17 protein-coding genes, 1 other RNA gene and 2 pseudogenes are annotated in these 22,384 nt (G+C 53.4%); 13 read left to right on the forward strand and 7 right to left on the reverse strand.

All coding sequences use genetic code 11. The features are described from left to right. The first annotated feature begins 54 nt into the window (after nt 1–54). An RNA gene (rnpB, locus tag ET810_RS01340) (RNase P RNA component class A) lies at nt 55–466 on the forward strand. 78 nt (nt 467–544) lie between these two features. Next, the gene (locus ET810_RS01345) at nt 545–1,930 is read left to right on the forward strand and encodes an RNB domain-containing ribonuclease (protein ID WP_087454321.1); all 1,386 of its coding nucleotides are present in this window, start codon (nt 545–547) and stop codon (nt 1,928–1,930) included. Between the two features lie 6 nt (nt 1,931–1,936). Here ET810_RS01345 and ET810_RS01350 read toward each other — a convergent pair whose 3' ends face one another. After that, nucleotides 1,937–3,223, reverse strand: a complete 1,287-nt coding sequence (locus tag ET810_RS01350) for a galactokinase family protein (RefSeq protein ID WP_134315968.1) — start codon at nt 3,221–3,223, stop codon at nt 1,937–1,939. 222 nt (nt 3,224–3,445) lie between these two features. On the opposite strand from ET810_RS01350, the gene ET810_RS01355 reads away from it, so the two are divergent. Then, on the forward strand, nt 3,446–3,631 hold the full coding sequence (locus ET810_RS01355; RefSeq protein ID WP_087454319.1) for a hypothetical protein: 186 nt from the start codon (nt 3,446–3,448) through the stop codon (nt 3,629–3,631). A gap of 65 nt (nt 3,632–3,696) precedes the next feature. On the opposite strand, the pseudogene ET810_RS01360 reads toward ET810_RS01355, so the two are convergent. The 3 genes and pseudogenes from ET810_RS01360 to ET810_RS12255 all read right to left on the reverse strand — a co-directional run bounded on the left by ET810_RS01360 (nt 3,697) and on the right by ET810_RS12255 (nt 6,379). Next, a pseudogene (locus tag ET810_RS01360) lies at nt 3,697–5,352 on the reverse strand (CYTH and CHAD domain-containing protein). 84 nt (nt 5,353–5,436) lie between these two features. Next, the gene (locus ET810_RS12250; protein ID WP_225870055.1) at nt 5,437–5,727 is read right to left on the reverse strand and encodes a hypothetical protein; all 291 of its coding nucleotides are present in this window, start codon (nt 5,725–5,727) and stop codon (nt 5,437–5,439) included. A 268-nt stretch (nt 5,728–5,995) separates the two neighbouring features. Beyond that, nucleotides 5,996–6,379, reverse strand: coding sequence for a hypothetical protein (locus tag ET810_RS12255; protein ID WP_225870056.1), 384 nt, complete (start codon nt 6,377–6,379; stop codon nt 5,996–5,998). 168 nt (nt 6,380–6,547) lie between these two features. On the opposite strand from ET810_RS12255, the gene ET810_RS01370 reads away from it, so the two are divergent. The 4 genes from ET810_RS01370 to ET810_RS01385 all read left to right on the forward strand — a co-directional run bounded on the left by ET810_RS01370 (nt 6,548) and on the right by ET810_RS01385 (nt 12,300). Beyond that, nucleotides 6,548–7,888: a glutamine synthetase family protein gene (locus ET810_RS01370; protein WP_087454318.1), complete on the forward strand. Its 1,341-nt coding sequence runs from the start codon at nt 6,548–6,550 to the stop codon at nt 7,886–7,888. A gap of 119 nt (nt 7,889–8,007) precedes the next feature. Next, nucleotides 8,008–11,157 (forward strand): bifunctional [glutamine synthetase] adenylyltransferase/[glutamine synthetase]-adenylyl-L-tyrosine phosphorylase, encoded by a 3,150-nt coding sequence (locus ET810_RS01375; RefSeq protein ID WP_087454317.1) that lies wholly within the window; start codon nt 8,008–8,010, stop codon nt 11,155–11,157. A 150-nt stretch (nt 11,158–11,307) separates the two neighbouring features. Then, a complete protein-coding gene (locus ET810_RS01380; RefSeq protein ID WP_087454316.1) occupies nt 11,308–11,946 on the forward strand; it encodes a biliverdin-producing heme oxygenase in 639 nt (212 codons plus the stop codon). Between the two features lie 93 nt (nt 11,947–12,039). Then, nucleotides 12,040–12,300, forward strand: coding sequence for a hypothetical protein (locus ET810_RS01385; RefSeq protein ID WP_087454315.1), 261 nt, complete (start codon nt 12,040–12,042; stop codon nt 12,298–12,300). Here ET810_RS01385 and ET810_RS13260 read toward each other — a convergent pair. Further along, a pseudogene (locus ET810_RS13260) lies at nt 12,297–13,608 on the reverse strand (MFS transporter). The gene ET810_RS01385 and the pseudogene ET810_RS13260 sit on opposite strands and share 4 nt — an antisense overlap. A 9-nt stretch (nt 13,609–13,617) precedes the next feature. Next, nucleotides 13,618–14,397, reverse strand: coding sequence for a sortase family protein (locus ET810_RS01395; RefSeq protein WP_087454314.1), 780 nt, complete (start codon nt 14,395–14,397; stop codon nt 13,618–13,620). 231 nt (nt 14,398–14,628) lie between these two features. Between ET810_RS01395 and thrC the strand changes: the two genes are divergently transcribed. From thrC to ET810_RS01420, 6 genes are all read left to right on the forward strand, one after another. Then, entirely contained in the window at nt 14,629–16,077 is a 1,449-nt protein-coding gene (gene thrC, locus ET810_RS01400; RefSeq protein ID WP_087454313.1) for a threonine synthase, read from the forward strand. A gap of 229 nt (nt 16,078–16,306) precedes the next feature. Then, nucleotides 16,307–16,447, forward strand: coding sequence for a hypothetical protein (locus ET810_RS11925; protein WP_166740990.1), 141 nt, complete (start codon nt 16,307–16,309; stop codon nt 16,445–16,447). 45 nt (nt 16,448–16,492) lie between these two features. Beyond that, nucleotides 16,493–17,029: an NUDIX hydrolase gene (locus ET810_RS01405; RefSeq protein ID WP_013911929.1), complete on the forward strand. Its 537-nt coding sequence runs from the start codon at nt 16,493–16,495 to the stop codon at nt 17,027–17,029. Between the two features lie 448 nt (nt 17,030–17,477). Further along, nucleotides 17,478–18,848: a Na+/H+ antiporter family protein gene (locus ET810_RS01410; RefSeq protein WP_134315967.1), complete on the forward strand. Its 1,371-nt coding sequence runs from the start codon at nt 17,478–17,480 to the stop codon at nt 18,846–18,848. Nucleotides 18,849–19,223: 375 nt separating this feature from the next. After that, nucleotides 19,224–19,433: a CsbD family protein gene (locus ET810_RS01415; RefSeq protein WP_087454311.1), complete on the forward strand. Its 210-nt coding sequence runs from the start codon at nt 19,224–19,226 to the stop codon at nt 19,431–19,433. A 356-nt stretch (nt 19,434–19,789) separates the two neighbouring features. Then, entirely contained in the window at nt 19,790–21,223 is a 1,434-nt protein-coding gene (locus ET810_RS01420; protein WP_013911926.1) for a GuaB1 family IMP dehydrogenase-related protein, read from the forward strand. Nucleotides 21,224–21,297: 74 nt separating this feature from the next. On the opposite strand, the gene ET810_RS01425 is transcribed toward ET810_RS01420, so the two are convergent. Beyond that, nucleotides 21,298–22,320 (reverse strand): PTS sugar transporter subunit IIC, encoded by a 1,023-nt coding sequence (locus ET810_RS01425; RefSeq protein WP_087454918.1) that lies wholly within the window; start codon nt 22,318–22,320, stop codon nt 21,298–21,300. Nucleotides 22,321–22,384: the final 64 nt, after the last annotated feature.

Consider the following 22,384-nt stretch of genomic DNA (forward strand, 5'->3'; position numbering starts at 1 on the left):
ATTCCTGCAGAATTAGCAGCTTGGGGCGCATAGTAGTAGAGTCACAACAGCGAATGAGCCGACTGGGCGATCGCGACTACAGGTACCGCCGCTTTCATAGCGTGCGGCCTGAGGTCGAGGAAAGTCCGGACTCCACAGAGCACGGTGATTGTTAACAACAACCCAGGGTGACCTGCGGGCAAGTGCAACAGAAAGTAGACCGCCCAGATTTTTCTGGGTAAGGGTGAAACGGTGCGGTAAGAGCGCACCAGCAGGCTAGGTGACTAGTCTGGCTGGGTAAACCCCACTGGGAGCAAGGCATTAGTGCGTACCTTCGGGTATGTCTGCGCGGATGTTTGAGGGCTGCTCGCCTGAGTCCGCGGGTAGCTGCTTGAGGCGGCCAGCGATGGTGCGTCCAGATGGATGATCGCCGCCCCTTTGCTTAAAAAAAGGGGTACAGAATCCGGCTTATAGGTTGGCTCATTCGCCCTATTTTTCTGCGCACAAAACCCCGTTGAAGAATTGGACAGGCAGAGTTCCCCAGAATATGCCATGATCGGAAAGCATGAAGCTCTACGCTGCCTTCCGTGATTTTGGTGCGATCGCAGATGAATATGGTGTGACCACGCGTTTTCCTCAAGAAGTAGAAAACCAGGCGCATCAGCTTATCGACGCCCTCCCGGACCGCCGAATAGATCGGCGCGATATTGAGCTATTAACGATTGACCCGGCTGGCTCACAAGACCTCGATCAAGCGGTATGCATTGAGAAAACCCCCGAGGGGTTTCGCATCTTTTATGCCATCGCCGATGTTGCCGCTTTTTTGAATTATGGCGGGGGCGACCTTGTATCACAGGAGTCTTTACTCAGAGGACAAACGATCTACCTCCCGGACGAGCCAGCACGGCTGCACCCGGCCGCGCTTTCTGAGGGGGCAGCGAGCCTTTTACCTGCTGTGGAGAGACCAGCTGTGCTGTGGACTATCGATATTGATTCCGTGGGGGAAGTGACCGATTTCAGGCTGGATAGAGCATTGGTGCGCAGCCGAGCTCGGTTTGATTATGAGCGCGTCCAACAGGACTACACAGATGGCTCGCTGCATCCCTCACTTCTTTACTTATTTGAGGTCGGGCGTGTGCGTCGGCACAGCAAGCTGCGGTCAACCGCAATAAATCTGCGTATGCCCAGCCAAAGCGTAGAAAAAGAACCAGATGGGGAGATCCACCTGGTGATCGAACCTCGTTATGAATCTATGGATGCTAACTCAGAGATTTCTCTGCTTGCTGGAATGTGCGCCGGAAACCTTATGGCTCAGCACGGGGTGGGCGTGCTGCGCACTCTTGCACCCGCTAGCAAAAGTGCGTTGGAAGCCTTCACTCAAGAAGCCATAGCGTTGGGCTTTCCAGCAGACGTAGATCTTGACAGCATTTCTCTGGACGAACCACGGTCGATGGTGTTGATGCGAGCAGCGCAGAAGTTACTGAGAGGTGCCGAGTACCGAGTCTTAGGGGAAGAGGAGGCAGAAGTTCACGCAGGCGTGGGCGGTTATTATTCGCATGTCACCGCGCCATTGCGTCGCCTCATAGACCGCTATGCCACAGAAATATGCCTGTCTCTGTATCACGAGCAGCCGATTCCCTCATGGGTTAGCGACACTCTTCCGGGGGCCGTAGCTGCGATGAAGCACAGTAGTGTGACAGCGAGCGCAGTGGATAAGGCATGCCTTGATCTCACAGAGGCCACAGTGCTTGCTCCTTGGGTCGGGCATAATTTTAAAGCTGTGGTCCTGAGCAATAACACAGCTAGCGCGAGCTCTAGGATCTTTGTAGAAGATCCACCGGTTATTGCGGAGTGCTTGGGACTACCCGCCATTGGAGAACAAACCACTGTGACGTTGGTTAGTACAGACGTGGAGAAACGCGAGATACGCTTCGCCTGGCCTGCGGATTAAGACGTGTTAAGACCCTGAGGTGGCCACGTGGCCGTCGAGAAGCTCTACAACGGTAAGGCCGTCTGCCGAGGCATCAGCGGCAAAGTTTTCCACGCGAGAACGCTCCACCAACACAACAACTGCATCTGATAAACCGGCTGCGGCACTGCGGGCGCTGAAAGCGCCTCGGACCATGCACAGCTGGGCTAGCGCAGAGTCTGCTCCCGTGACGCCATAGAGCTTTTCTGTATTCGCCTGCGAATTACACAGCAGGGGAAACATGTCGGCATGCCTCCGTGAACGAACCGCCTGCGTCAGTTCTAAGGCCGCCGAGGTTTCCGTGGTCAAAAATTCTAGCCACTGGGTTGCCTCCTCGATATGGGGGACATCATCCGGCCCCTTAATCTCATGCACAGCGCGCAACCAGTCGATGACCCTGCTTTCCGCATCCGGGAGCATCCTTAAGCTCTCTGCAGCGAAGGCTTTGGTGGCCTCCGCGATGAACTTTTCTCGGCGCAGCACTTCCTGGGCCCGATCTGAATGCGTGGGGGGAGCGATAACCAGTGCGACAGTGCGGGTGGGGTCGCCAATCGGATGCGCAGCCTGCGTGATTGATCCATCGGCATAGTCGATAATGTTGAGCTGTCCCGTGGCTCCCCGTAAGGCAGTAGTAAAACGCGCACGCAATACTGGGTGGTCACCCATGGCTATAGCCGCTTGGAAGCAGACCTCAGCAAACTTTGCTCGCACAGGGGCAGAATCAATCTCCTCATAATCACCGGCGAGAGACAACGCAGCAGCGACCAGCATCGACTCGTTTTCTCCTAAACCGGCATGCGGCGGAATCTGGTTGATGACAGTGACGTCGAATCCGCGTGAATCTCGACTAAGCATTTGGCGATGAACCATGGTGTAGACCAAAACAGCAAGTCGTGAGGCTTCAGTGTTTTCCGGCGCACCCGAAACATCGTGCGCAGGTCCATCTGTGGAACTAAGAGAAGACTGCCAGTGCGTCACAGCATCGAGTGAGACCGTGGTTGGGGGCAACTCCGATAGCTCGCCGGTGTGGGTGAGCTGGTAGGAGGTCACGTTTATTTGATCATCCCCCCGTGGGGAAACTGAAACGGCGGTGCGCAGGTCTGACAAGCTTGTTAAGACCACACCACCCGCATGGTCTGTGTGGTCTCCTATCAACGACCACGTTGCCGGTGCTGATGCCGCAGAAATCAGATCAGATTCGCATCCGACACGACGAGAATGCAGCTGTAGTGCATGATCGACAACGCTGACCTCGGGGTGGGGCCACACTGGCATACGAAGCTCCTCTACATAAAACGATCGACGGCGCGGTGATTCGCGCGACGCTTCATTTACTTTAGTGGTTTTGCAAAGACGAGGAGGCTACTACGGTGACGCTCATAATCGCGTGGCAGATCTTTGCTCCCATGGACATCTTCACTGAGTTGGTGGCATTCTTGCAGTAGGGGCCTTGCTCTAAGAAGTTTGGCTCGAAAGCCTGATACAAGGAGTTTTAGCATGCACCATGAAGATGAAAAGTGGTTCTACAACCAAGCTACTGGGCAAGTGGAGCAGGGGAAAGCCTCAAGTTTTGAAAACAGGATGGGACCCTATGATACGAGGGAAGAAGCAGAACACGCCCTCGACAAAGTAAAAGAGCGCAATGAGGCAGCAGACGCTGCCGATGAAGAGTGGGAGGACTAATCCTGTGCGCTTAGTGGACAAAGAGACGGCCTATAGGGGCCGCTCTTTGTCTCTATAGTCAGCGATTAGGAACGCTTCCGTGCCTTCTCAGCTGCCTTCTTCTGGAACTTTTCTACGTTTTTAGAGAACTTTCGGTATGCCTTGGTCACCTTGTAGAAAGCCTCGGGATAGTCTTCGAGGGCTCTCACACCGTTCTGGTGCTCTTGCTGGTACAAGACTCCGTATCCAAAGGCGGAGTGTCCCTTACGCTCTGCGCGTAGTGCCTTTTCATATAAGCGATCGCGAGACGTGACGGCATCTTGGAAATCGCCCAGCACTGTCTGGAGATGTTTACACGCGGCATACAATTTATCGGTCTTTAAAGACGTGGAATCGCCGATAGCCTCAGCCGAGTAGCGGAGTTTCTTTGCTGCTTTGCGGGCATCGTGAAAATTTGCTTCTCGACGTTCCAGCGGGATCGTTACATCCTGATGTTCTTGGCGTGCTTTCCGGTCCTGCGTGTATAAACGCTGCATAGTTTTTTCTAGGTGGCGGAAAAGTACGGCTTCAGAATGCGCGTCGTGCGGAGCCGGTTGTTCAGAGCCCTTAGTTCCGCTCCCAGTCTCACTGAGAATCGGAGGCTCGGCTAAGAGTGAATCTAGTGAATCTAAAAAGGCAAGATGGCGCTGGTTGTTCAGCGTAGAAACAACTCTGCGGTGTGCCAAGGAATAATCGCGGTGTATATCTTTGAGCAAGAATTCCGATGTTGCAGGATCTAACAGACCATCACTGTTCTGGTTGAGAAGATTCTCAAACCTAGCTGCTAGCACCTCGGCGTCTCTGGCTGTACCAAGGATGTGTGCAAAGACCTTGAGGTCTTTTTCAATCTGTGTGTAGTTTTCTCCGCCGAGAAGCCCATCAAATGTCTGCATATGGCTGCGCAGTTCACGGGTGGCTACTCGCATTTGATGAATCGAATCGGGTGCGTCTTGCCTGGCTAGCGGGTCTAAAGCTACGAGTTTGTCGCGGTTGCGCTTTAACGCAGCTACCAGTGCGTATTCAGGAGACTGCGGGTCGAGTTGTGCTACCTGTGGGGGAAGCGGCACATTATTGGCAGATTCCCCCAAAGCCTGCGCAATCTTAGAAGACGATTGCGCAGAGTGTGCTCCTTGCTCAACCAATACGGCTTCAGCAGACTCGATAATCTCTGCCCCTAGACCTTGATCTTGGGCATAAGCGGTTATCTCTATTTCCCATTCCCGCCACTGCGACTCGGTTCCACCGGGCAGATATGACCAGGCGCGGACATGGTCGTCGCAAAATTCTGCGAGACATTCCCCTTCGGCGTTTGCGAGCAGGGATTAGTGGCGTTTGTTATCGATTCTGGCGATGGGAGCGAGGGGCTGATTCCGGATAATAGAACGGACAAAAGCGAGTAGCTCTTCAGGAACGATTGGCGTCTCAGAGGAATCATTGCCGAGCGGCGCATGAGTTTCTACTCGTCCTTCAGGCGTGGAGATTTTGAGATGCCACCCGGAGTCTTTGCCTCCTGTTCTGCGTCTTAAAGCGATTTTTGCGCGGGACAGTCTGAGGTCTGGAGTATCAAAATACAGTGCGGACAACGAGTGAACTGTTGATTCAGCAACCTTAGACACACGGGTGATATCTACGAGCTGCGGGGCAGGTTGATCGTCTGCGACTGAAAATTTTCTTTCTACCTCAAGCTGTTGCGTTATTCCCATGCTTTGAGTTCTACCAGTTCTTATACAAGCGTGTCAGTATATTTTGAGAGAAAGTGCATCGGTATGAGACCCAGTGCGAAGAGATCACGTGTCTTGTAGACCAGTCGTGCACGTGAGACCGTCGCACCACATGAGGGCGTCGGCAAGGCATACAATTTCTGCTGCCGTATGTCCGTCTGTGGTGCCGGACGAATCACGCGCGATGGTCCTATGCGGGTGAGCTAACACGTAAAAGTCTTCCAAGGCTTTGGGAAAAGTTGGATCATGGCTAAGCCAATTCCATATAGATAGCCGACACCGTAGTTGGTCGAAGGCCAAGGGGAGAGAAATTCTCTGATGGATTCCTAGCGCAAAAGCAGTATGAAAGCTTTTCATATAGGTTTGATTGCTGGTTGAGGGCTCGAAACGGCTCAACAACCGGCGGCTTTTGTCGCAGAGCACGGTGAATGCACGCACCGTGCGGAAAATATTAGACGCTGTTCCAAAGACGGAAACTATTCCTTGCGGGTGTATAAGAGCGCAGCAGCAACCATAACTGAGCGTAAGTACTTGCAACAACGTAAAACTATCGGACACCTGCGGACGAGGAAGCAGAAGTCGATGTATTGCGGGAGCTTCTTCTTGGGTGAGTTCTTGGTGCATGCTAGGTGCGCGGAAAAAAGATAGGTGGTGCAGTCTCTTTGTTTGGACATTCATAGAGCTGATTGCTGGTGTAGCGCAGTAACGGCAACTCTGCTGTGTAAGGGAGAACCTCTAAAGTGTTGCGGATGCTGCGGAGCGTGCTCGGAAGGCTTTCAGCTGCCGTGAGAACTTGGCGGAGACTGTATTTTAGCCACGCGTTGTAGATAGGGAATGGTGCTGATGCGGCAATGGTGTTCAACCCGGCGGTGCACCGAGAAATAGCGGGGAGCAGTTGTGTGAAATTCGGGCAGATGAGTTCCATATCTTCTGGCGTGTAGCCTTTTGCTGCCGCATCCGTCATGAGTGCAGTGACGTCTTGGTCTAAAACAAAATTTTTCTGTGGCATGGTAAGGCCCATCTTTTTAAATCGAACGTATTGGCGATTTTATTGGATCATGGAGCTGTGACACGCTTACCCCTGGTGCCTCCCCCAAAGGGCTGATGTGGACATGCTTCGGCCTTTCGGGGGAGAGCTTTTCCCCCGATGTTGAAGGCAGAAAGTATCGTGAGAACCATGAACTCACAGCAAGAATTTGTACTACGCACAATCGAAGAGCGAGATATTAAATTTGTGCGTCTTTGGTTTACGGATATCTTGGGATACCTGAAATCAGTTGCGGTGGCACCTGCAGAGCTCGAAGGGGCTTTTGAAGAAGGCATTGGCTTTGATGGCTCTGCTATTGAAGGATTTTCTCGTGTGTCGGAGGCAGATACAATCGCTATGCCGGATCCTTCTACATTCCAGTTATTACCTTTTGACGGCGACGATACAGACTCCTGCACGGCCCGGATGTTCTGCGATATTTTAAATCCTGATGGAAATCCTTCTTATTCGGACCCTCGGCAGGTTCTAAGAAAACAGCTTCAGCGTGCTTCTGATGAAGGCTTCACCTGTATGGTGTCACCCGAGATTGAGTTTTATCTGGTTCAGAGCCTTCGGACGGACGGGCTTCCTCCTATCCCCACAGACAACGGCAGCTATTTTGATCAAGCTAGCCAAAACGATGCACCCCTGTTCAGACGGCAGGCCATGTTGGCTTTGGAATCTATGGGGATACCCGTGGAATTTTCGCATCATGAGACTGGCCCTGGTCAGCAAGAAATAGACCTACGGCATGCTGATGCCCTAACCATGGCAGATTCCATTATGACGTTTAGATATGTGATGAAGCGGGTTGCGATACAAAACAACATCGGTGCGACCTTTATGCCAAAGCCTTTTAGAGACCATGCGGGATCTGCCATGCATACCCATATGTCGCTTTTTGAAGGCGACATCAATGCCTTCCATGACCCGGATGATGAATACGGTTTGTCTCGTACGGCTAAACAATTTATTGCGGGTATTTTGCGCCACGCTAATGAGATTTCCGCCATTACAAATCAATGGACTAACTCGTATAAACGAATTCTCTTTGGCAATGAGGCACCTACTGCCGCAACGTGGGGAGCTTCCAACCGCTCGGCACTGGTGAGGGTTCCCACATATCGCTTAGCTAAGGCGGATTCTCGCAGGGTAGAGGTGCGTTCCCCGGATTCTGCATGCAATCCCTATCTAGCATTAGCGGTCTTGATCGGGGCAGGGCTGAAAGGCATCACGGAAGGCTATGAGATACCGGACGCAGCGGAAGAGGATATCGCGCGTTTGACTCGTCGGGAGCGGTTGGCCATGGGATATGCGGACTTGCCGACGAGTTTGGATCAAGCTTTGAGGGAGATGGAACACTCGGAGCTAGTGGCGGATGTACTAGGCGAGCATGTGTTTGAGTATTTCTTGCGCAATAAGTGGCGCGAATGGCACGACTATCAGCAACAGATTACGGCGTGGGAACTGCGTACCAACCTAGAAAACTAATCACTGTTGAAACTCTCACGTGGCTTTTAATGCATAGTTAGCGTATGGCTAGGATATAGCTGGGCTTAGCCACGGGAGAAAAGCGATTGTGCTGTACACCAAGGAAGAAGAAAAGAGCAATGACTACTCCTGCTGCGCGGAATGTGGTGCCGTCGTTAAGCTCTCTGGGGCTTAATGGTAGAAATGCCAAGGCTGATCTTGAATCCTTAGGCTGGCTGCAGCCTGATTCCGTGGAGTTGCTGTGGTCATTGGCTGGCGCAGCAGACCCTGACTTAGCCCTCAACACATTAATGCGGATAGTGGATTCGATGGGGGAGTATGCCCGGGCCGATTTTTTGCTTGAGTTGCGTCAGAATGTGGTGTTGAGAGTTCGACTTTTCTCCTTGATAGGGGCGTCTTCGACTCTCGGGGACCACCTTGTGGCCTGTGAGGACCAATGGCGTGCGTTGCAGTGGGGGTTTCCTACGCGTCAAGAGATGATGAAGGGGATGCTATCTGCTGTTGCTGCACAGCCAGCGGTGTTTAGCCCGGAATCGCAAGATCCGGGGAATCACAATGATGCTTCTGACCATGAGTTTTCTTTTGACGTAGATCTCTCAGAACCTGATACTGCGGAGGAATCGTTGGAAACCCCCGGTACCTACGTCGCGGGAACCTCTGGAGTGGAGGCAGAAAAAGAGCTGAAGAAAGCTTACCGAACCTTCCTCCTCAGAATCGCTGCGAGCGATGTGGCAGGTAGCTACCCCAAAGACTCTCGGCGACTAGGGCAACCTGAAGTGCCGTTTACAGTTGTCACACAGGCGCTAGCGGATTTGGCGGATGCCGGGCTTACCGCAGCCCTTGCGGTGGCAGCCCGCAACGTTTACGGAGAAGAGCCGGTAGATACTCGCCTCGCGGTTGTAGCAATGGGAAAGTGCGGGGCTCAAGAGCTTAATTACATTTCAGATGTCGACGTTATTTTTGTGGCGGAGCCAGTAACACCGCGGGCGCAGCGACTAGCTGGGGAGTTTATTCGGATCGGGTGTTCTACCTTTTTTGAGGTAGACGCTGCGCTGCGCCCTGAGGGAAAGCACGGGGCGCTGGTTAGGACTCTTGATTCGCACGTCACGTATTACAAACGGTGGGCGCACACCTGGGAGTTTCAGGCATTGCTCAAGCATCGGCCGATGACCGGATATATTCCTTTGGCCACGCGCTATAGCCGCACGCTGTCACCGATGGTGTGGGCTGCTGCTAGTCAGCGGGAATCCTTTGTTACTGACGTGCAAAGTATGCGTCGGCGCGTGCTAGAGAATGTTCCAGAAAAGCTCAAAAATCGAGAGCTAAAGCTCGGTCCAGGTGGCCTGCGCGACGTGGAGTTCGCAGTCCAATTGCTGCAACTTGTGCATGGTAGATCAGACGAGTCCCTGCGAGTTTTATCCACTATCCAAGCTTTAAAAGCTCTTATTGAGGGCGGATATGTTGGGCGAGAAGATGGTGCGGAACTCATCGAGTCCTATGCATTTTTGCGGTTGTTGGAACACCGATTGCAGCTGCAAAAACTCAAAAGAACGCACACTATGCCGGATCCTCATAAGGAGAAGGTTCTGCGCTGGCTAGCGCGTTCCTCAGGGTTTAGAAGCACGCATGATGCGGGCGAGACCCAGATTATGATGCAGCAACTAAAGAAAGTTCGTCTGCAGATTTCTAGCTTGCATCGGAAATTATTTTATCGTCCTCTTCTTAACTCTGTGGCCAATATTTCCGTTGGGGCGCTTAAGCTAACGCCAGAGGCCGCTAAGCTGCAGCTGGCGGCTTTGGGCTATAAGTTCCCCGATAGAGCATTTGACCATTTGAATGCCCTTGCCGCGAAGGCGGGGAGAAAAGCAAAGATTCAAGCGATGCTGCTGCCCACGCATATGGAGTGGCTAGCGCAGACTGCTGATCCTGATGCCGGACTTCTGAACTATCGGAAACTCTCGGACGCCGCCAATGATCGCGCCTGGTTCTTGAGAATGCTGCGCGACGAGGGAATTGTGGGTCAGCGGTTGATGAAGATTCTCGGTAATTCTCCCTATACCGCCGATCTCATCATTTCTGCTCCTGACTTGGTAAAACAGCTCGCTGATGGAGCGAGCGGTCCAAAATTATTGGATACAACCGCCGGCCGATTAGCGCGGTCTTTGGTGGCGGCATCGGTGCGACAGGAAAACCCGGAAAAGGCAATCGCAGTGGCCCGTTCGCTTCGGCGCGCAGAACTTGCACGAATTGCTAGCGCTGACCTGTTGGGGATGCTGGAAGTGAAAGAAGTTTGCCACAGCTTATCGTCGGTGTGGGACGCTGTTTTAGAAGCTGCGCTGCGTGCTGAGATAGCGGCCAGCATGACTGAGCTAGAGAGTACGACGCCACCGGCCAAGATTGCTGTTATCGGTATGGGACGTCTCGGAGGGGCGGAGCTGGGGTATGGCTCAGATGCGGATGTGCTGTTTGTCTGCGACCCAGCCGAGGGCGAAGACGAAAATGAAGCCGTGCGGTGGGCGATCACTGTGTGCGATCGCATGCGCGCGAGACTAGCCAAGCCCAGTGGCGATCCGCCGCTGGAAGTAGACCTAGGTTTGCGCCCTGAGGGACGTTCTGGGGCTGTTGTTCGTACTTTGGATTCCTATGCTCGATATTACGAGCAGTGGGGGGAGGTCTGGGAGATACAGGCTTTGTTGCGTGCCGAGTGGGTCGCAGGCGATGAGGAACTTGGAAAGCGATTCCTGCAGATGATCGAGAGGATTCGGTATCCGCAAATAGGTACTTCGGACAAGGTGATGCGAGAGGTTCGCCGGATGAAAGCGCGGGTGGATGAAGAACGTCTGCCACGGGGGGCGGACCGCAACACGCATACCAAATTGGGTCGTGGTGCGCTCACAGATATTGAATGGACTGTGCAGTTGTTGACGCTTATGCATGCGCATCAGTGCGAGGATCTGCATACCCCTTCAACGCTGCTTGCTTTAGATGCCTTGGAAAGGCATGCGATTATCTCGCCTAAGAAGGTGGAGATATTACGTGCTGCGTGGTTAGCCGCAACACAGGCGCGGAATGCGATTGTGCTTGTGCGCGGTAAGCGTGTTGATCAATTGCCACAGCCTGGTCCTCAATTGGCGGCAATCGCGGGCGCTGCGGGATGGGATCCCAGCGATAACCAGGAGTTTCTAGACCATTATCTCAAGGTAACTCGTCGCGCTCGTGCTGTGGTCGATGAGGTTTTTTGGGGAGAAATAAGCCCTGGGTATAACTAGCGTGTCGGCTTACGCTTCCCCATGGGGCAGCGGCGGTTGGCTACGAGGGTGAGCGGAGAATCAACCAGACGGTTGATGTAAGGCGAGCCTTTCCTAAATAATCTGATTTTTCTAGTTATCAAAAAGAGTATTAGGGAAAGGTTACTTATAATGACAACCGCAACTAAGGGGCTGGCTGCCGAGCTCAAGGAATCGACCGCTAAGGCGCACGCCGAGGCAGAGCATTCCTCTTTTATGAGTGACTTAATTGAGGGACGCCTGGACGCTGGGGCGTTCATCCGACTGCAAGAGCAGGCATGGCTTTTCTATAGCGCTCTGGAAGAAGCCACCGATGTGGTGCGAGCGCAAGGATTTGCCACCGAGCTACTAGATCCGAAACTTAATCGCTCAGATATCCTGGCCGAGGATATTGATAATTTCCACGGGAACGATCAATGGCGGAATAACATTATTGCGCTGCCTGCTGTTCGTGACTATGTCGCGCGGCTTAATCAGATCCGCGATGAAGCTCATGGCCCCGCCCTTGTTGCACACCACTATGTGCGTTACCTAGGGGATCTTTCTGGTGGACAGGTCATCGCGCGGATGATGAGTCGGCATTATGGAGTAGAGGAGAAATCGCTCAAGTTCTATTCCTTTGAGGGGATCGACAAGCTCAAAGTGTACAAAGATAACTATCGTCAACATCTTGATGACCTACTTCTGTCTGCCGATGAAGTCGATCAGATGCTTGAAGAGGCCAGCGCTGCTTTTAGCTATAACCAACGAGTTTTTGCAGAGCTTGCCTAGAAAAATCGGGGTTTTCCCCGATGCATGGAGCAACGACGGCTCGATATGGTGGAAAAGGCAACTACAAATAACAAGTAATGAAGGAGCGTTGCCATGTCTATTGTTGTGAGCCTTGATCTTGATGGTGCCACGGTTGGCGACCTGCAAACTTTTGTCCGTGCACTTGAATCGACGGGGACGAAAACCCGCACAGCTATCACAGTGGAAGGCACCGTGCTTAAAGTTCATGCGGATACCCAGCCAGGCCCTGTGAACACTACCCGGGAAACGCCGTACGCAGATGCGAAGCAATTTGGGGATCAAGCGTTGAATTCGCTTATCGACGCCCTCGTCTCTCGTCGCGGTAGCCACTAAACGTTTCGTAGATCCCGCACACGCTCGTTGTACCTGCGCGTGCGGGATACGCATAGGCAGAGCATCACCATGCCAAAAGCCCATGTTCCTAGCACCGCTAGCCAAGCGAAACGGAAATCGCTCCAGGTGTAGGTGCCTACGTTGTGGACGTCGAGAAGCAGCCCCAAGAGCTGGGCTGAGATCATCGTGGCAGTAAAACCTCCCATGTTGGCCAGGCCAGTCGCAGTGCTGACCACAGCGAGAGGCGCTTCTTCTCGGACAGTGTCAAAGCCATAATTAGCGGCCGGCATGATGAGTACCATTGCTAATACTAAAAATGCGATGGCTCGAAACCCGCGCGGTTCGGCGGAAGAGAAGAACCATATGTGGATTACCGCAATGATGAGTGCGGTGCCAAGAGCTGCGGCGTCGCGACGCCTACCTAATCCCGCAGAAATCACTCCGTGTAGGGGACCTGCGCTGATGGAACCCACAGTGGCGAGCGTAAGGACAAGCGCCACGTGCGAGCTATCTAGCTCCATGCCTAGCGTCATGAGCGGAACGCCCCAAAGCAAAAGGAACACATTCAGGGGCGCCATATTAACCCAATGAATAAAAACCGCCTGCCATGCGATGGGATTCCTGATCACGGTAGAAAGCAGAAACGAAAGGCTGGGACGCGGGCCATAGTGGAGTGGCGGCGACGCTTCTTCGTGGGGGAATAACCGACCTGGTGCGGATCGTCGGCTATCACCAGTGACGCTGCTAACGCGATGATGATGCCGACCGCACCAAGGGTCACAAAGGCTGTCTCCCAGCCGTGGGCATTGAGCAGCGCTAGGAAGGGGACTGCTGATACAAACTGCCCGACTTGCCCCAGTGCGCCGCTCAACTGCGCAAATAAGGGTGCTCTGCGCAGCGGGAACCACGCAGGTATAAGCCGCATGACGGAGAGAAAACCAGTGGCGTCACCAGCGCCGATAAGAACACGTGCGCCGACAGCGAGGGGGAGTGAGGTGCTTAGCGCCAAAACTACTTGGCCGGTTGCCATCAGCAACGCGCCGGCGAGCAGCGCCTTTCTGGGGCCATAACGGTCTATGAGCAGGCCCATCGGAATCTGTGCCATCCTACCTGCACGGAGGTGAATAAAGCCAATTGACTGGCGTCGATATTGAACCGGTCGATCGCCGCAACGCCGGCCACGCCAAAAGAAGTCCGGCCAGTAATCGCGATGATATAGACCAAGCATGCGCATGACCAGACGAGAACTGCCCGACGGAAGCCAGTCGGCTCGGCGCTACCAAAACGAGAGGATGGGGATGCGTTCACGGAAAAACATTAGGCAAGGTGCCCGGTTGCGATTACGTTGTAGTTGAGGTCAACGGCGCCGTCTACAGAACAGGCGATGAGTACGATACGGCCGGGGATGGAGGCGTCGACAAGCTCGGTGTCATCGATGGCATCGTACTTGTCCACGAGATAAGCATTATCAATCACCCACCGGCGCGAGTTTCCCTCTGCATCCGTCATCGTGACGACGTCGCCGTTGAGCACATCTGTTTGATAGCGCGTGACCATATCGCCGGATTCACCGCGAACAGCGGTGGGGCGGTTGAAGTCCACGTGCTGAGTGACTATCTCGGAGATGGGGTTGAACACGAGTCGCTGCTGGCCCCACGCATGGCCTAAGACATAGGTTGTGCCGTGCTCTGCGGTGGCAGGTGATTGGCCCCAGCCATCGACCCAGCGCACCATCGTTGCTTGAGGGCCGGCAGGATTGAGCGGCAACTCGTAGGGCATCGAATCATAGGTGGCACCGGTGATGCTGGCTGTGCCTGTCATGGTGAAAGAACCTACACGCGTGGGAGGGGGAGGGGGACCAGCGTTAACGTTTGACTCAGGTTCTGGTGAGTGTGATGTGGTGCTTTCATGCGACTCTGGGTTTTCCGTGGACTCCGACTGGCTCGTCGCCGATTTAGAACTAGACGCATTATGTGTGGAATCGGAGTCGCGGAGGCTTGTCGTTAACTTCCAAGCCGCCAGCATTGCCACCAGAGCCACCGCCAAGCACAGCGAGAAGACAATGAGGAAGCGTTTTTTCAAGTCTCTAGGTTCCACGGAAGTCCTATCGGGTGGGTCTGTGTGCAGTAGCAGATTCTATTATCCACCACTGTTTGCGCAATCGATCTGTGCGGGGAGCGCCGGGCTGGCAAGAAAAGAGGGGGAGCATATGTCTAGCGAGCCCTCGAACCATGCAACATAAACATCGATGCAATTGGTGGGGGTAGCGATAGAAAATGTCTATCCGTTTTCTTCAGCGCTGGGGCCGTCGACGCTAGTGTAGTAGCCGTGCACTACATTTCGACAAGAGACACCTCCCAGACCCCCGTAGCGTTTACTGACATCCTCTTGGGCGGTCTTGCCCCAGACGGCGGTTTGTATCTTCCTGAGTATTTTCCGCGTCTCGACGCTGACACCTTAGACACCTGGCGCGGTATTCTCGCCCAGCAAGGTTATGCAGCACTAGCCGCGGAAGTACTTAAGCTCTTTGTCGACGACATCCCGGCAGCGGATCTAGAAGCCATTACTGCGCGCGCTTATACAACGCCCAAATTTTCCGACGAGGAAATCGTCCCAGTGACCAAGCTTGAGGATGGCATTTACATAGGCCACCTATCTGAGGGACCGACCGCTGCGTTCAAGGATATGGCCATGCAGCTTCTGGGCGAGCTTTTTGAATATGAGCTACGCCGGCGGAAAGAAACCTTAAACATCCTGGGTGCTACCTCTGGCGACACCGGTTCTTCTGCCGAATACGCCATGCGTGGCCGTGCAGGAATCCGCGTGTTCATGCTCACCCCTAAAGACCGCATGACGCCGTTCCAGCAGGCCCAGATGTTTGGGCTGGACGATCCCAACATCTTTAATATCGCGTTAGACGGCGTTTTTGATGATTGCCAAGATGTGGTCAAAGCTGTGTCTTCCGACGCGGAATTTAAAGCGAACAACCACATTGGTGCAGTGAATTCAATTAACTGGGCCCGTTTGATGGCGCAAGTGGTGTACTACATCTCCTCGTGGCTCAAAGTAACGGAGAGCAACGATCAAAAAGTTAGTTTCTGCGTTCCCACCGGAAACTTTGGCGATAGCTGTGCGGGACATATTGCTAAACAAATGGGTTTGCCGATCGACAGGCTCATCGTTGCCACCAATGAAAACGATGTCCTTGATGAGTTCTTTAAAACCGGCGAGTACCGCGTGCGTTCTGCAGCTGAGACTCATGAGACCTCCTCGCCCTCAATGGATATTTCTAGAGCATCCAATTTTGAGCGTTTTATTTTTGACCTGCTAGGAAGAGATGCCGAACGCTGCGCAGAACTCTTTGGGGAACAGGTAAAAGCCGGCGGTTTCTCCCTTGCCAACGACGACTCATTTGAGCACGCTGCCACGCATTATGGTTTTGCGTCGGGTAGTTCTACCCATGCAGACCGTATAGCAACCATCGCTGATTGCTATACGCGCCGGGGTCTGATGCTGGATCCACACACCGCTGATGGCGTGAAAGTCGCGCGCGAGTGGGCCAGCCAGATTGAAAGCCCCATTGTGTGCTTGGAGACCGCTTTACCAGTGAAATTCACGGATACCATCGTTGAAGCAGTAGGACGCGGTCCTGAGGTTCCGGAGCGCTTTACTGGAATTTTGGATGCGCAACGCCATGTCACAGATCTACCTAATGATGTTGCTGCAGTGAAGGACTTTATCCTGGAGAGTATTGCTCGGGATTCTGAAGAGGCCTAAGTAGCCCCATGTTGAAAACCACCGGTTGTGCGCCTAAAGCTTGTGCGTAAACCGGTGGTTTTGCGTTGTTGGGCCCGTTGCGTGCACGTTGTATGCAAAGAAGCGGGGTCCTTCTAACTTGCTTGTTACTCAGCTTGGCAAACAAACACAGCTGGGTTGCGCCGAAAAACGTGTCGGACACTAGACTTTTATTAAAAGATTGCTACGTATCCTGAATAGAGAGAGCACTATGGCACAAGAACAATTTGCAGGTCCAGAGTATTTTACCGAGTTTGACCCCAAGGCTTTTGCCGAGAAACTTAAAAAAGAAGCTGCTGAGAAAGCTGCACGTGAGGCAGCACAAAGCTCGGAAGAACCATCTGCGGATTAGCCCGCAGAGGATACAACCGTAGCTTTAGATATAAGGACCTTTAGCATGCCAACACCCAATTTTATCCTTAAGATCAGAGACAAGATCGGCCATGACCCATTGTTTTTACCTGGGGTCACAGCCATCGTGATTAAGGATGTTCCTGAAGGCGCGCCTATTACGGCAGTACCGGAAGTACTGCTGGTTAAAAGGAGCGATAACGGGGAATGGACGCCCGTGACAGGCATCGTGGATCCCGGTGAACAACCGCACGCAGCAGCTGTGCGGGAGGTGAAAGAAGAAACGTGTGTTGACGTGACCGTAGACGCTCTGCTCGGCGTGGGTGCCGTGGGGCCTGTAGAGCATGCGAACGGCGATATTAGCTACTACATGGACACTGCGATGCGTTGTAGCGTCGTGGGGGATTGCACTCCGCGTGTTGGAGATGATGAAAGCACGGAGGTGCGGTGGTTCTCTGTCATGCAGATGCCGCCGATGAAGCCACGTTTCCGTTTGCTAGTTGGCGACGCAGTCGCACAGCTTAAACATCCAGCCGGATTCCGCCCTCGGATGGGTTATGAAAAACGCGATCGCACGAGATAATCCTGTAGTGTCCGAGGGTTTTACTGAGGAGCACCCGCGCAGGGCTTCATAAACTGTGAATATCTTGTGTAAAAGGGAAGGGGAGCCTATAGCTCCTCTTTTTCTTTTTATTGGGGTTATGCGCCCGGGTGATGCACCCAGAGCGCGTTGTGTGTGGACATAGCGCGGGGTTTTCCCACGTGAGAAGGGAGACCGTTGGGAAAGACCTGCCGCAACCCCTTGTAGCATGCATGGGGGTGAATGCTACAGAGAAGCAGGCGGTGCTTGATGTGCGAGGAGGAAGCGAAAAACCGCACCCAGAAGGCCTGTAGTACAAAAGCAAAACCTCGTAGAACAAAGGTTAAATTATGTGCTTGCTGTGGGTGGAGCTTCAAACGGGGGGCATTATAAGGGTTCTGGAATGGCTCATTATTACTAATAATTTAAACTCTGGCGTAATTTATTCCACATGAATGCTGTCTTGATCGCTGTCGTCGTGATGCTCGCGTTGGCCGTCGCGCGAGTCCATGTCGTTTTAGCGCTTTTTATCGGCGCTTTAGTGGGTGGACTTGTGAGCGGCATCGGGCTTGATTCCACGATGGTGGCGTTTCAAGAGGGGCTTGCAGGTGGAGCGAAAATCGCGCTGAGCTACGCGATGCTGGGCGCCTTCGCCATGGCGGTGGCTAGCTCGGGGCTTCCGAAACTGCTAGCAGATGCGATCATGAAGCGTATCGACGCCGGCTCTGAAGGCGCGGGGACCAAAGCCGTCGCTATGACCAAGTGGCTGATGCTGGCCGGTATCTTGGCTATGGCGATTATGAGTCAGAACCTCATACCTGTGCATATCGCGTTCATCCCGCTTATCGTCCCGCCATTGCTCGGGGTGATGAATAAGTTGAACCTCGACCGCCGTTTGGTGGCGTGTGTGATTACTTTCGGCCTGGTGACCACGTATATGTGGATTCCTTTGGGCTTTGGTTCGATCTTCCTCAATGAGATTCTCTTGGGCAACATTGAAGCGGCAGGTATGAATACGTCGGGGATCAACATCATGAAGGTGATGGGGATTCCGGCACTTGGCATGCTCGTGGGTCTGTTCGTCGCTGTGTTTATTAGCTATCGACGCCCTCGTCATTACGCATCTGTCGCTGTTGCGGAACAATCCGGAAGCGGTGCTGCGCAGCCGGAACACCGGGCAGTTTCCCGCTATAAGGTCGCAGTCTCCATCGTGGCTATCGTGGTCACTTTTGTTGTCCAGATCGTCATGCAATCAGTTGCTACTGACGCAGATCCGCTTCTTATCGGCGCGTTGGCAGGATTGGCTATCTTCATGCTGACCGGAGCAGTGAATTGGCGTGAAGCCGACGACGTATTTAGCCAAGGTATGAAGATGATGGCCATGATCGGTTTCATCATGATCACCGCCCAAGGCTTCGCCTCGGTGATGAAGCAAACAGGGGAAGTGGAAGCTCTCGTTCACACATCCGCTGAGCTATTCGGTGATAACAAAGCAATGGGCGCGCTCGTGATGCTGCTTGTCGGACTTGTAGTGACGATGGGAATCGGATCTTCCTTTTCTACGCTGCCCATCATTGCGACCATTTATGTTCCGCTATGTACTGCTATGGGATTTTCGCCTGCCGCCACCGTGGCGATTATTGGGGCAGCTGGCGCACTCGGAGACGCCGGTTCGCCAGCCTCAGATTCGACCCTTGGGCCAACCTCCGGTTTAAACGCGGATGGGCAGCACGATCACATTCGAGATTCGGTCATCCCGACGTTCCTTCACTATAACCTTCCGCTTATTGCTTCGGGCTGGATTGCTGCGATGGTTCTTTAGTTTAAAAGCGGCAAGGCTAGCGATGAAGCTGAGCCTTTCGTGGCCTCTGCGAAAAACGTCTGATGACGGCTGGGAGCCATCTATCAAGAACCGCTATATGGGGCGGTTTACACCGTTTGGGGGTGTTATGCGGATTTATTTTTGCTATTGGAAACGAAATTTTTTCCACGAAATAGGCCGGTTTTAAAGCTTTAAAAAACGCGCATAAACCCTTGTGAGGGTAAACCTTATGGCGTTTTTCTGAGAATTGGCTTTGTTGCAAAACGATCACGGTCGACGCACGCACGGATAACGATTTTTCCAAAAAGTACGCGAGATCCTTCAAACTGTGCCTACAGTGGAGTCACACTGAAGGCAACGAGAAAGGTTGTATGGATGGGTGATATAGAAAACAAACTGGATCAGCTTGGTGGCAAGGCCAAAGAAGCGATCGGTGAGGCTACCGAAAACGATAGTCTTGCTGACGAGGGTCGTGCAGACCAGACCAAAGCTGATGTCAAGGACGCAGTTTCCAATGCTGGTGAAAAGGTAAAGGACGCTGCAAATAAAGTCTTGGGTTCTTTCCAAAAGGAAGAAGACAAGTAAGTAGTTAGCGTAAGCTAAAAAGCAATGTCAGTGTAGCACTGGTTGCGATCTATTTAATATTTACTTTCTTTTTGAAAGTAAACCCCACAGGCCTTGAGGGATTTGGGCCTGTGGGAACCACTAATATGCCGCTGGATACTGGGCGAGGGGATGCTCACTATCGAGCAGCATATTTTTCAAGTCTTTGTGGCTGCGTTTTTTAAAAATGAGCCATGTGAATATAAAAAAGCGTTGCACATTTTGGCAACGTATGCAGGGAGGTAGTGTTTCATCTGTAACGATTCTTTGTAATGTTGAAAAATGCAGAGGCCAAAGAATCTTCATATAGAACGAGAAAACATGTATGGTAGGTGTACGTGCGATTTCTTAATGATCAAATTCCGCCGTACGAGCTAACGTATCACGATGTTTTCATGGTCCCTTCGGTATCGTCCGTAGGATCACGGATGTCTGTGGATCTTGCTACGAGCGATGAAACAGGAACCACTATTCCGCTTGTCATTGCGAACATGACCGCTGTTGCTGGTCGACGCATGGCAGAAACTGTTGCGCGACGTGGTGGCGTTGTGATTTTGCCTCAGGACGTTCCGGCAGAGATTGCTGCGGAGACCATTGCGCGGGTGAAAAACGCGCATCCGGTGTTTGAGTCTCCCATTACGGTGAAGCCTCACCATACCGTTGGATACACGCGCAATTTGCTGCATAAGCGTGCACACGGTGCGGCCATCGTGGTCGAAGGCAACCATCCCGTGGGTGTGGTCACTGAAAAAGACATTGCAAAGGTAGATAACTTTGCCCAGGTCGGCACGCTCATGTCGACCAATTTGATGACCCTCCCGGACACCATTACTCCGCAGGAGTCTTTCCGCATGCTCAATGAGCATGGGCGCAGGTTGGCACCTGTGGTCGCGAGTGATGGAACGCTCGTGGGCATTGTGACCAAGCAGTCTGCTTTGCGCGCTACGTTGTACAAACCGGCCCTCGACGCCAATGGAAAACTCCGCGTGGGTGCTGCAATCGGAATCAACGGCGATGTTGCAGGACGTGCACAAAAGCTTATCGACGCCGGCGCGGACGTCCTGGTCGTCGATACTGCGCATGGGCATCAGACTCACACCATGGAAGCCCTGAAGAAAGTTCGCGCGCTCAACCCGCCAGTTCCGGTTGCTGCAGGCAACGTGGTGACTGCCGATGGCGTTCGCGATCTGGTGGCAGCTGGTGCGAATATCATTAAGGTGGGCGTCGGACCTGGTGCTATGTGCACGACGCGTATGCAGACTGGCGTGGGCCGACCACAGTTCAGCGCTGTTTTGGAATGTGCTGCAGAGGCTAAGAAACTCGGCGCTCACGTGTGGGCCGACGGCGGCGTTCGCGATCCTCGCGACGTTGCGTTGGCACTTGCCGCTGGCGCGTCGAACGTAATGATTGGTTCATGGTTCGCCGGTACCTTCGAGTCTCCCGGCGACCTGCACTATGACGTCGATGGCCGTATGTACAAGGAATCCTTTGGTATGGCCTCACGTCGTGCCGTAGTAAACCGCAACTCGGATACTGAGGCGTTTGAAAAAGCTCGCCGCGAGATGTTTGAAGAGGGAATTTCCTCCGCAAAGATTTACCTTGAAGAGGGTAAAGGCGGGGTGGAAGATCTTATCGACCACATCATTTCCGGCGTTCGTTCCTCCTTTACCTACGCAGGTTCAGACAGCATAGCGACCTTCCAGGACCAGGCCGTGGTCGGAGTTCAGTCGGCTGCTGGCTTTGCTGAGGGCATGGCGCGACCGACTCGTTAGATACATACAAAGTTCAATCCCCGTGGGGAGACGCGTTAAGCGTCTCCCCACGGGGATTTTATGCATAAGAGCCGTTATTCAAAGTTCAGCTTGTAGTTCTCGGACGCAACCAATCCGGCTTTCTCGCATACCCAAAACGAGGCGAATGCCAGAATGATGGGTGCAATAACAAAGATCGCAAGGATGATGAGGACGTTGGCCGCCGACCAACCCCATCCCTCAGCATTGAGTGCAGCCAAGGGGCCTACCAGACCGGATATGCCAAAGCCTGCGGAGATCGGGGTGCCGGAGATTCCCAGGGCTCCTCCGGCAGCTCCCAGGACAGCAGCGCTGAGCCCCAGCGGTAAGAAGTTGAGGGGGCGACCCCAGATATTTGCCATGTGGACTTTTGGTGAACCCAGAATCGGCAGGAGAGAAGTGGCTAGTCCGTTGGCCTTCCAGCCGGCGATTGCCAGGCCGAAACCAGCGGCCACCACCCCTAAGTTGGCAGTTCCTGAAGCGACCCCAGACATATAGATTGCCGTAGCGATGCCAACCGTGGAGATGGGGGAGACAATTCCGAGGGCAAAGGCAACGGCCACGATTGCGCCCATAACGATCGGTTGAAGGCCTGTGACCCCATCGATTACGTCGCCAAGCCACACGCTAAAAGCGTTAACTGCGGGGTAAGTGATCACCCAGCCGATGCCACCTGCGATGACGATCACGATTGTAGAGAGCAAGAGGATTGTGTAATTCCCCAGCTTAGGGCCGATGAGTAGGACTACCCCCACCACAAGGGCCGCGGTGAGTCCAGTGTTAATGACAAGTCCCGTGCCTTGGAGGTGGAAACCACCATTGGGGTCCACCGTGGCAACGCCGGATCCCAGTACCGCTGCAATTCCTACGCTCGCCGTCTGGATCGGAGTCAGCTTGAACTGCATGGCTACCAAAACGCCAATGAGGATGGGGAGCATGGAGGAAGACAGCGCCACGAGCGTGAGCAGTGTCTTAAGCGTGGGCCAGTGGGGGACGAGCGCTTTGAGTAACTCGCCAAGGAGGGCTTGGGGGACCAACACCACCACAACGGCGATGGAGATTCCGTTGAGCACCTTCATGGTGAAAGAGCCGAGCGAATTCCACGTAGGTGTGGGGCTCGCAGCCGTTTCCGGATGCTCTATA

It is taken from the genome of Corynebacterium silvaticum (assembly GCF_004382825.2).
GTDB lineage: Bacteria > Actinomycetota > Actinomycetes > Mycobacteriales > Mycobacteriaceae > Corynebacterium > Corynebacterium silvaticum.

Coding starts and splice junctions, on each gene's coding strand:
- ET810_RS01355 (WP_087454319.1), top strand. CDS start 3,446: ATGCACCATGAAGATGAAAAGTGGTTCTACAACCAAGCTACTGGGCAA.
- ET810_RS01350 (WP_134315968.1), bottom strand. CDS start 3,223: ATGCCAGTGTGGCCCCACCCCGAGGTCAGCGTTGTCGATCATGCACTA.
- ET810_RS01405 (WP_013911929.1), top strand. CDS start 16,493: ATGCCAACACCCAATTTTATCCTTAAGATCAGAGACAAGATCGGCCAT.
- ET810_RS01415 (WP_087454311.1), top strand. CDS start 19,224: ATGGGTGATATAGAAAACAAACTGGATCAGCTTGGTGGCAAGGCCAAA.
- ET810_RS01410 (WP_134315967.1), top strand. CDS start 17,478: ATGAATGCTGTCTTGATCGCTGTCGTCGTGATGCTCGCGTTGGCCGTC.
- ET810_RS12255 (WP_225870056.1), bottom strand. CDS start 6,379: ATGCCACAGAAAAATTTTGTTTTAGACCAAGACGTCACTGCACTCATG.
- ET810_RS11925 (WP_166740990.1), top strand. CDS start 16,307: ATGGCACAAGAACAATTTGCAGGTCCAGAGTATTTTACCGAGTTTGAC.
- ET810_RS12250 (WP_225870055.1), bottom strand. CDS start 5,727: ATGAAAAGCTTTCATACTGCTTTTGCGCTAGGAATCCATCAGAGAATT.
- ET810_RS01370 (WP_087454318.1), top strand. CDS start 6,548: ATGAACTCACAGCAAGAATTTGTACTACGCACAATCGAAGAGCGAGAT.
- ET810_RS01385 (WP_087454315.1), top strand. CDS start 12,040: ATGTCTATTGTTGTGAGCCTTGATCTTGATGGTGCCACGGTTGGCGAC.
- ET810_RS01425 (WP_087454918.1), bottom strand. CDS start 22,320: ATGAAGGTGCTCAACGGAATCTCCATCGCCGTTGTGGTGGTGTTGGTC.
- ET810_RS01375 (WP_087454317.1), top strand. CDS start 8,008: ATGACTACTCCTGCTGCGCGGAATGTGGTGCCGTCGTTAAGCTCTCTG.
- ET810_RS01380 (WP_087454316.1), top strand. CDS start 11,308: ATGACAACCGCAACTAAGGGGCTGGCTGCCGAGCTCAAGGAATCGACC.
- ET810_RS01345 (WP_087454321.1), top strand. CDS start 545: ATGAAGCTCTACGCTGCCTTCCGTGATTTTGGTGCGATCGCAGATGAA.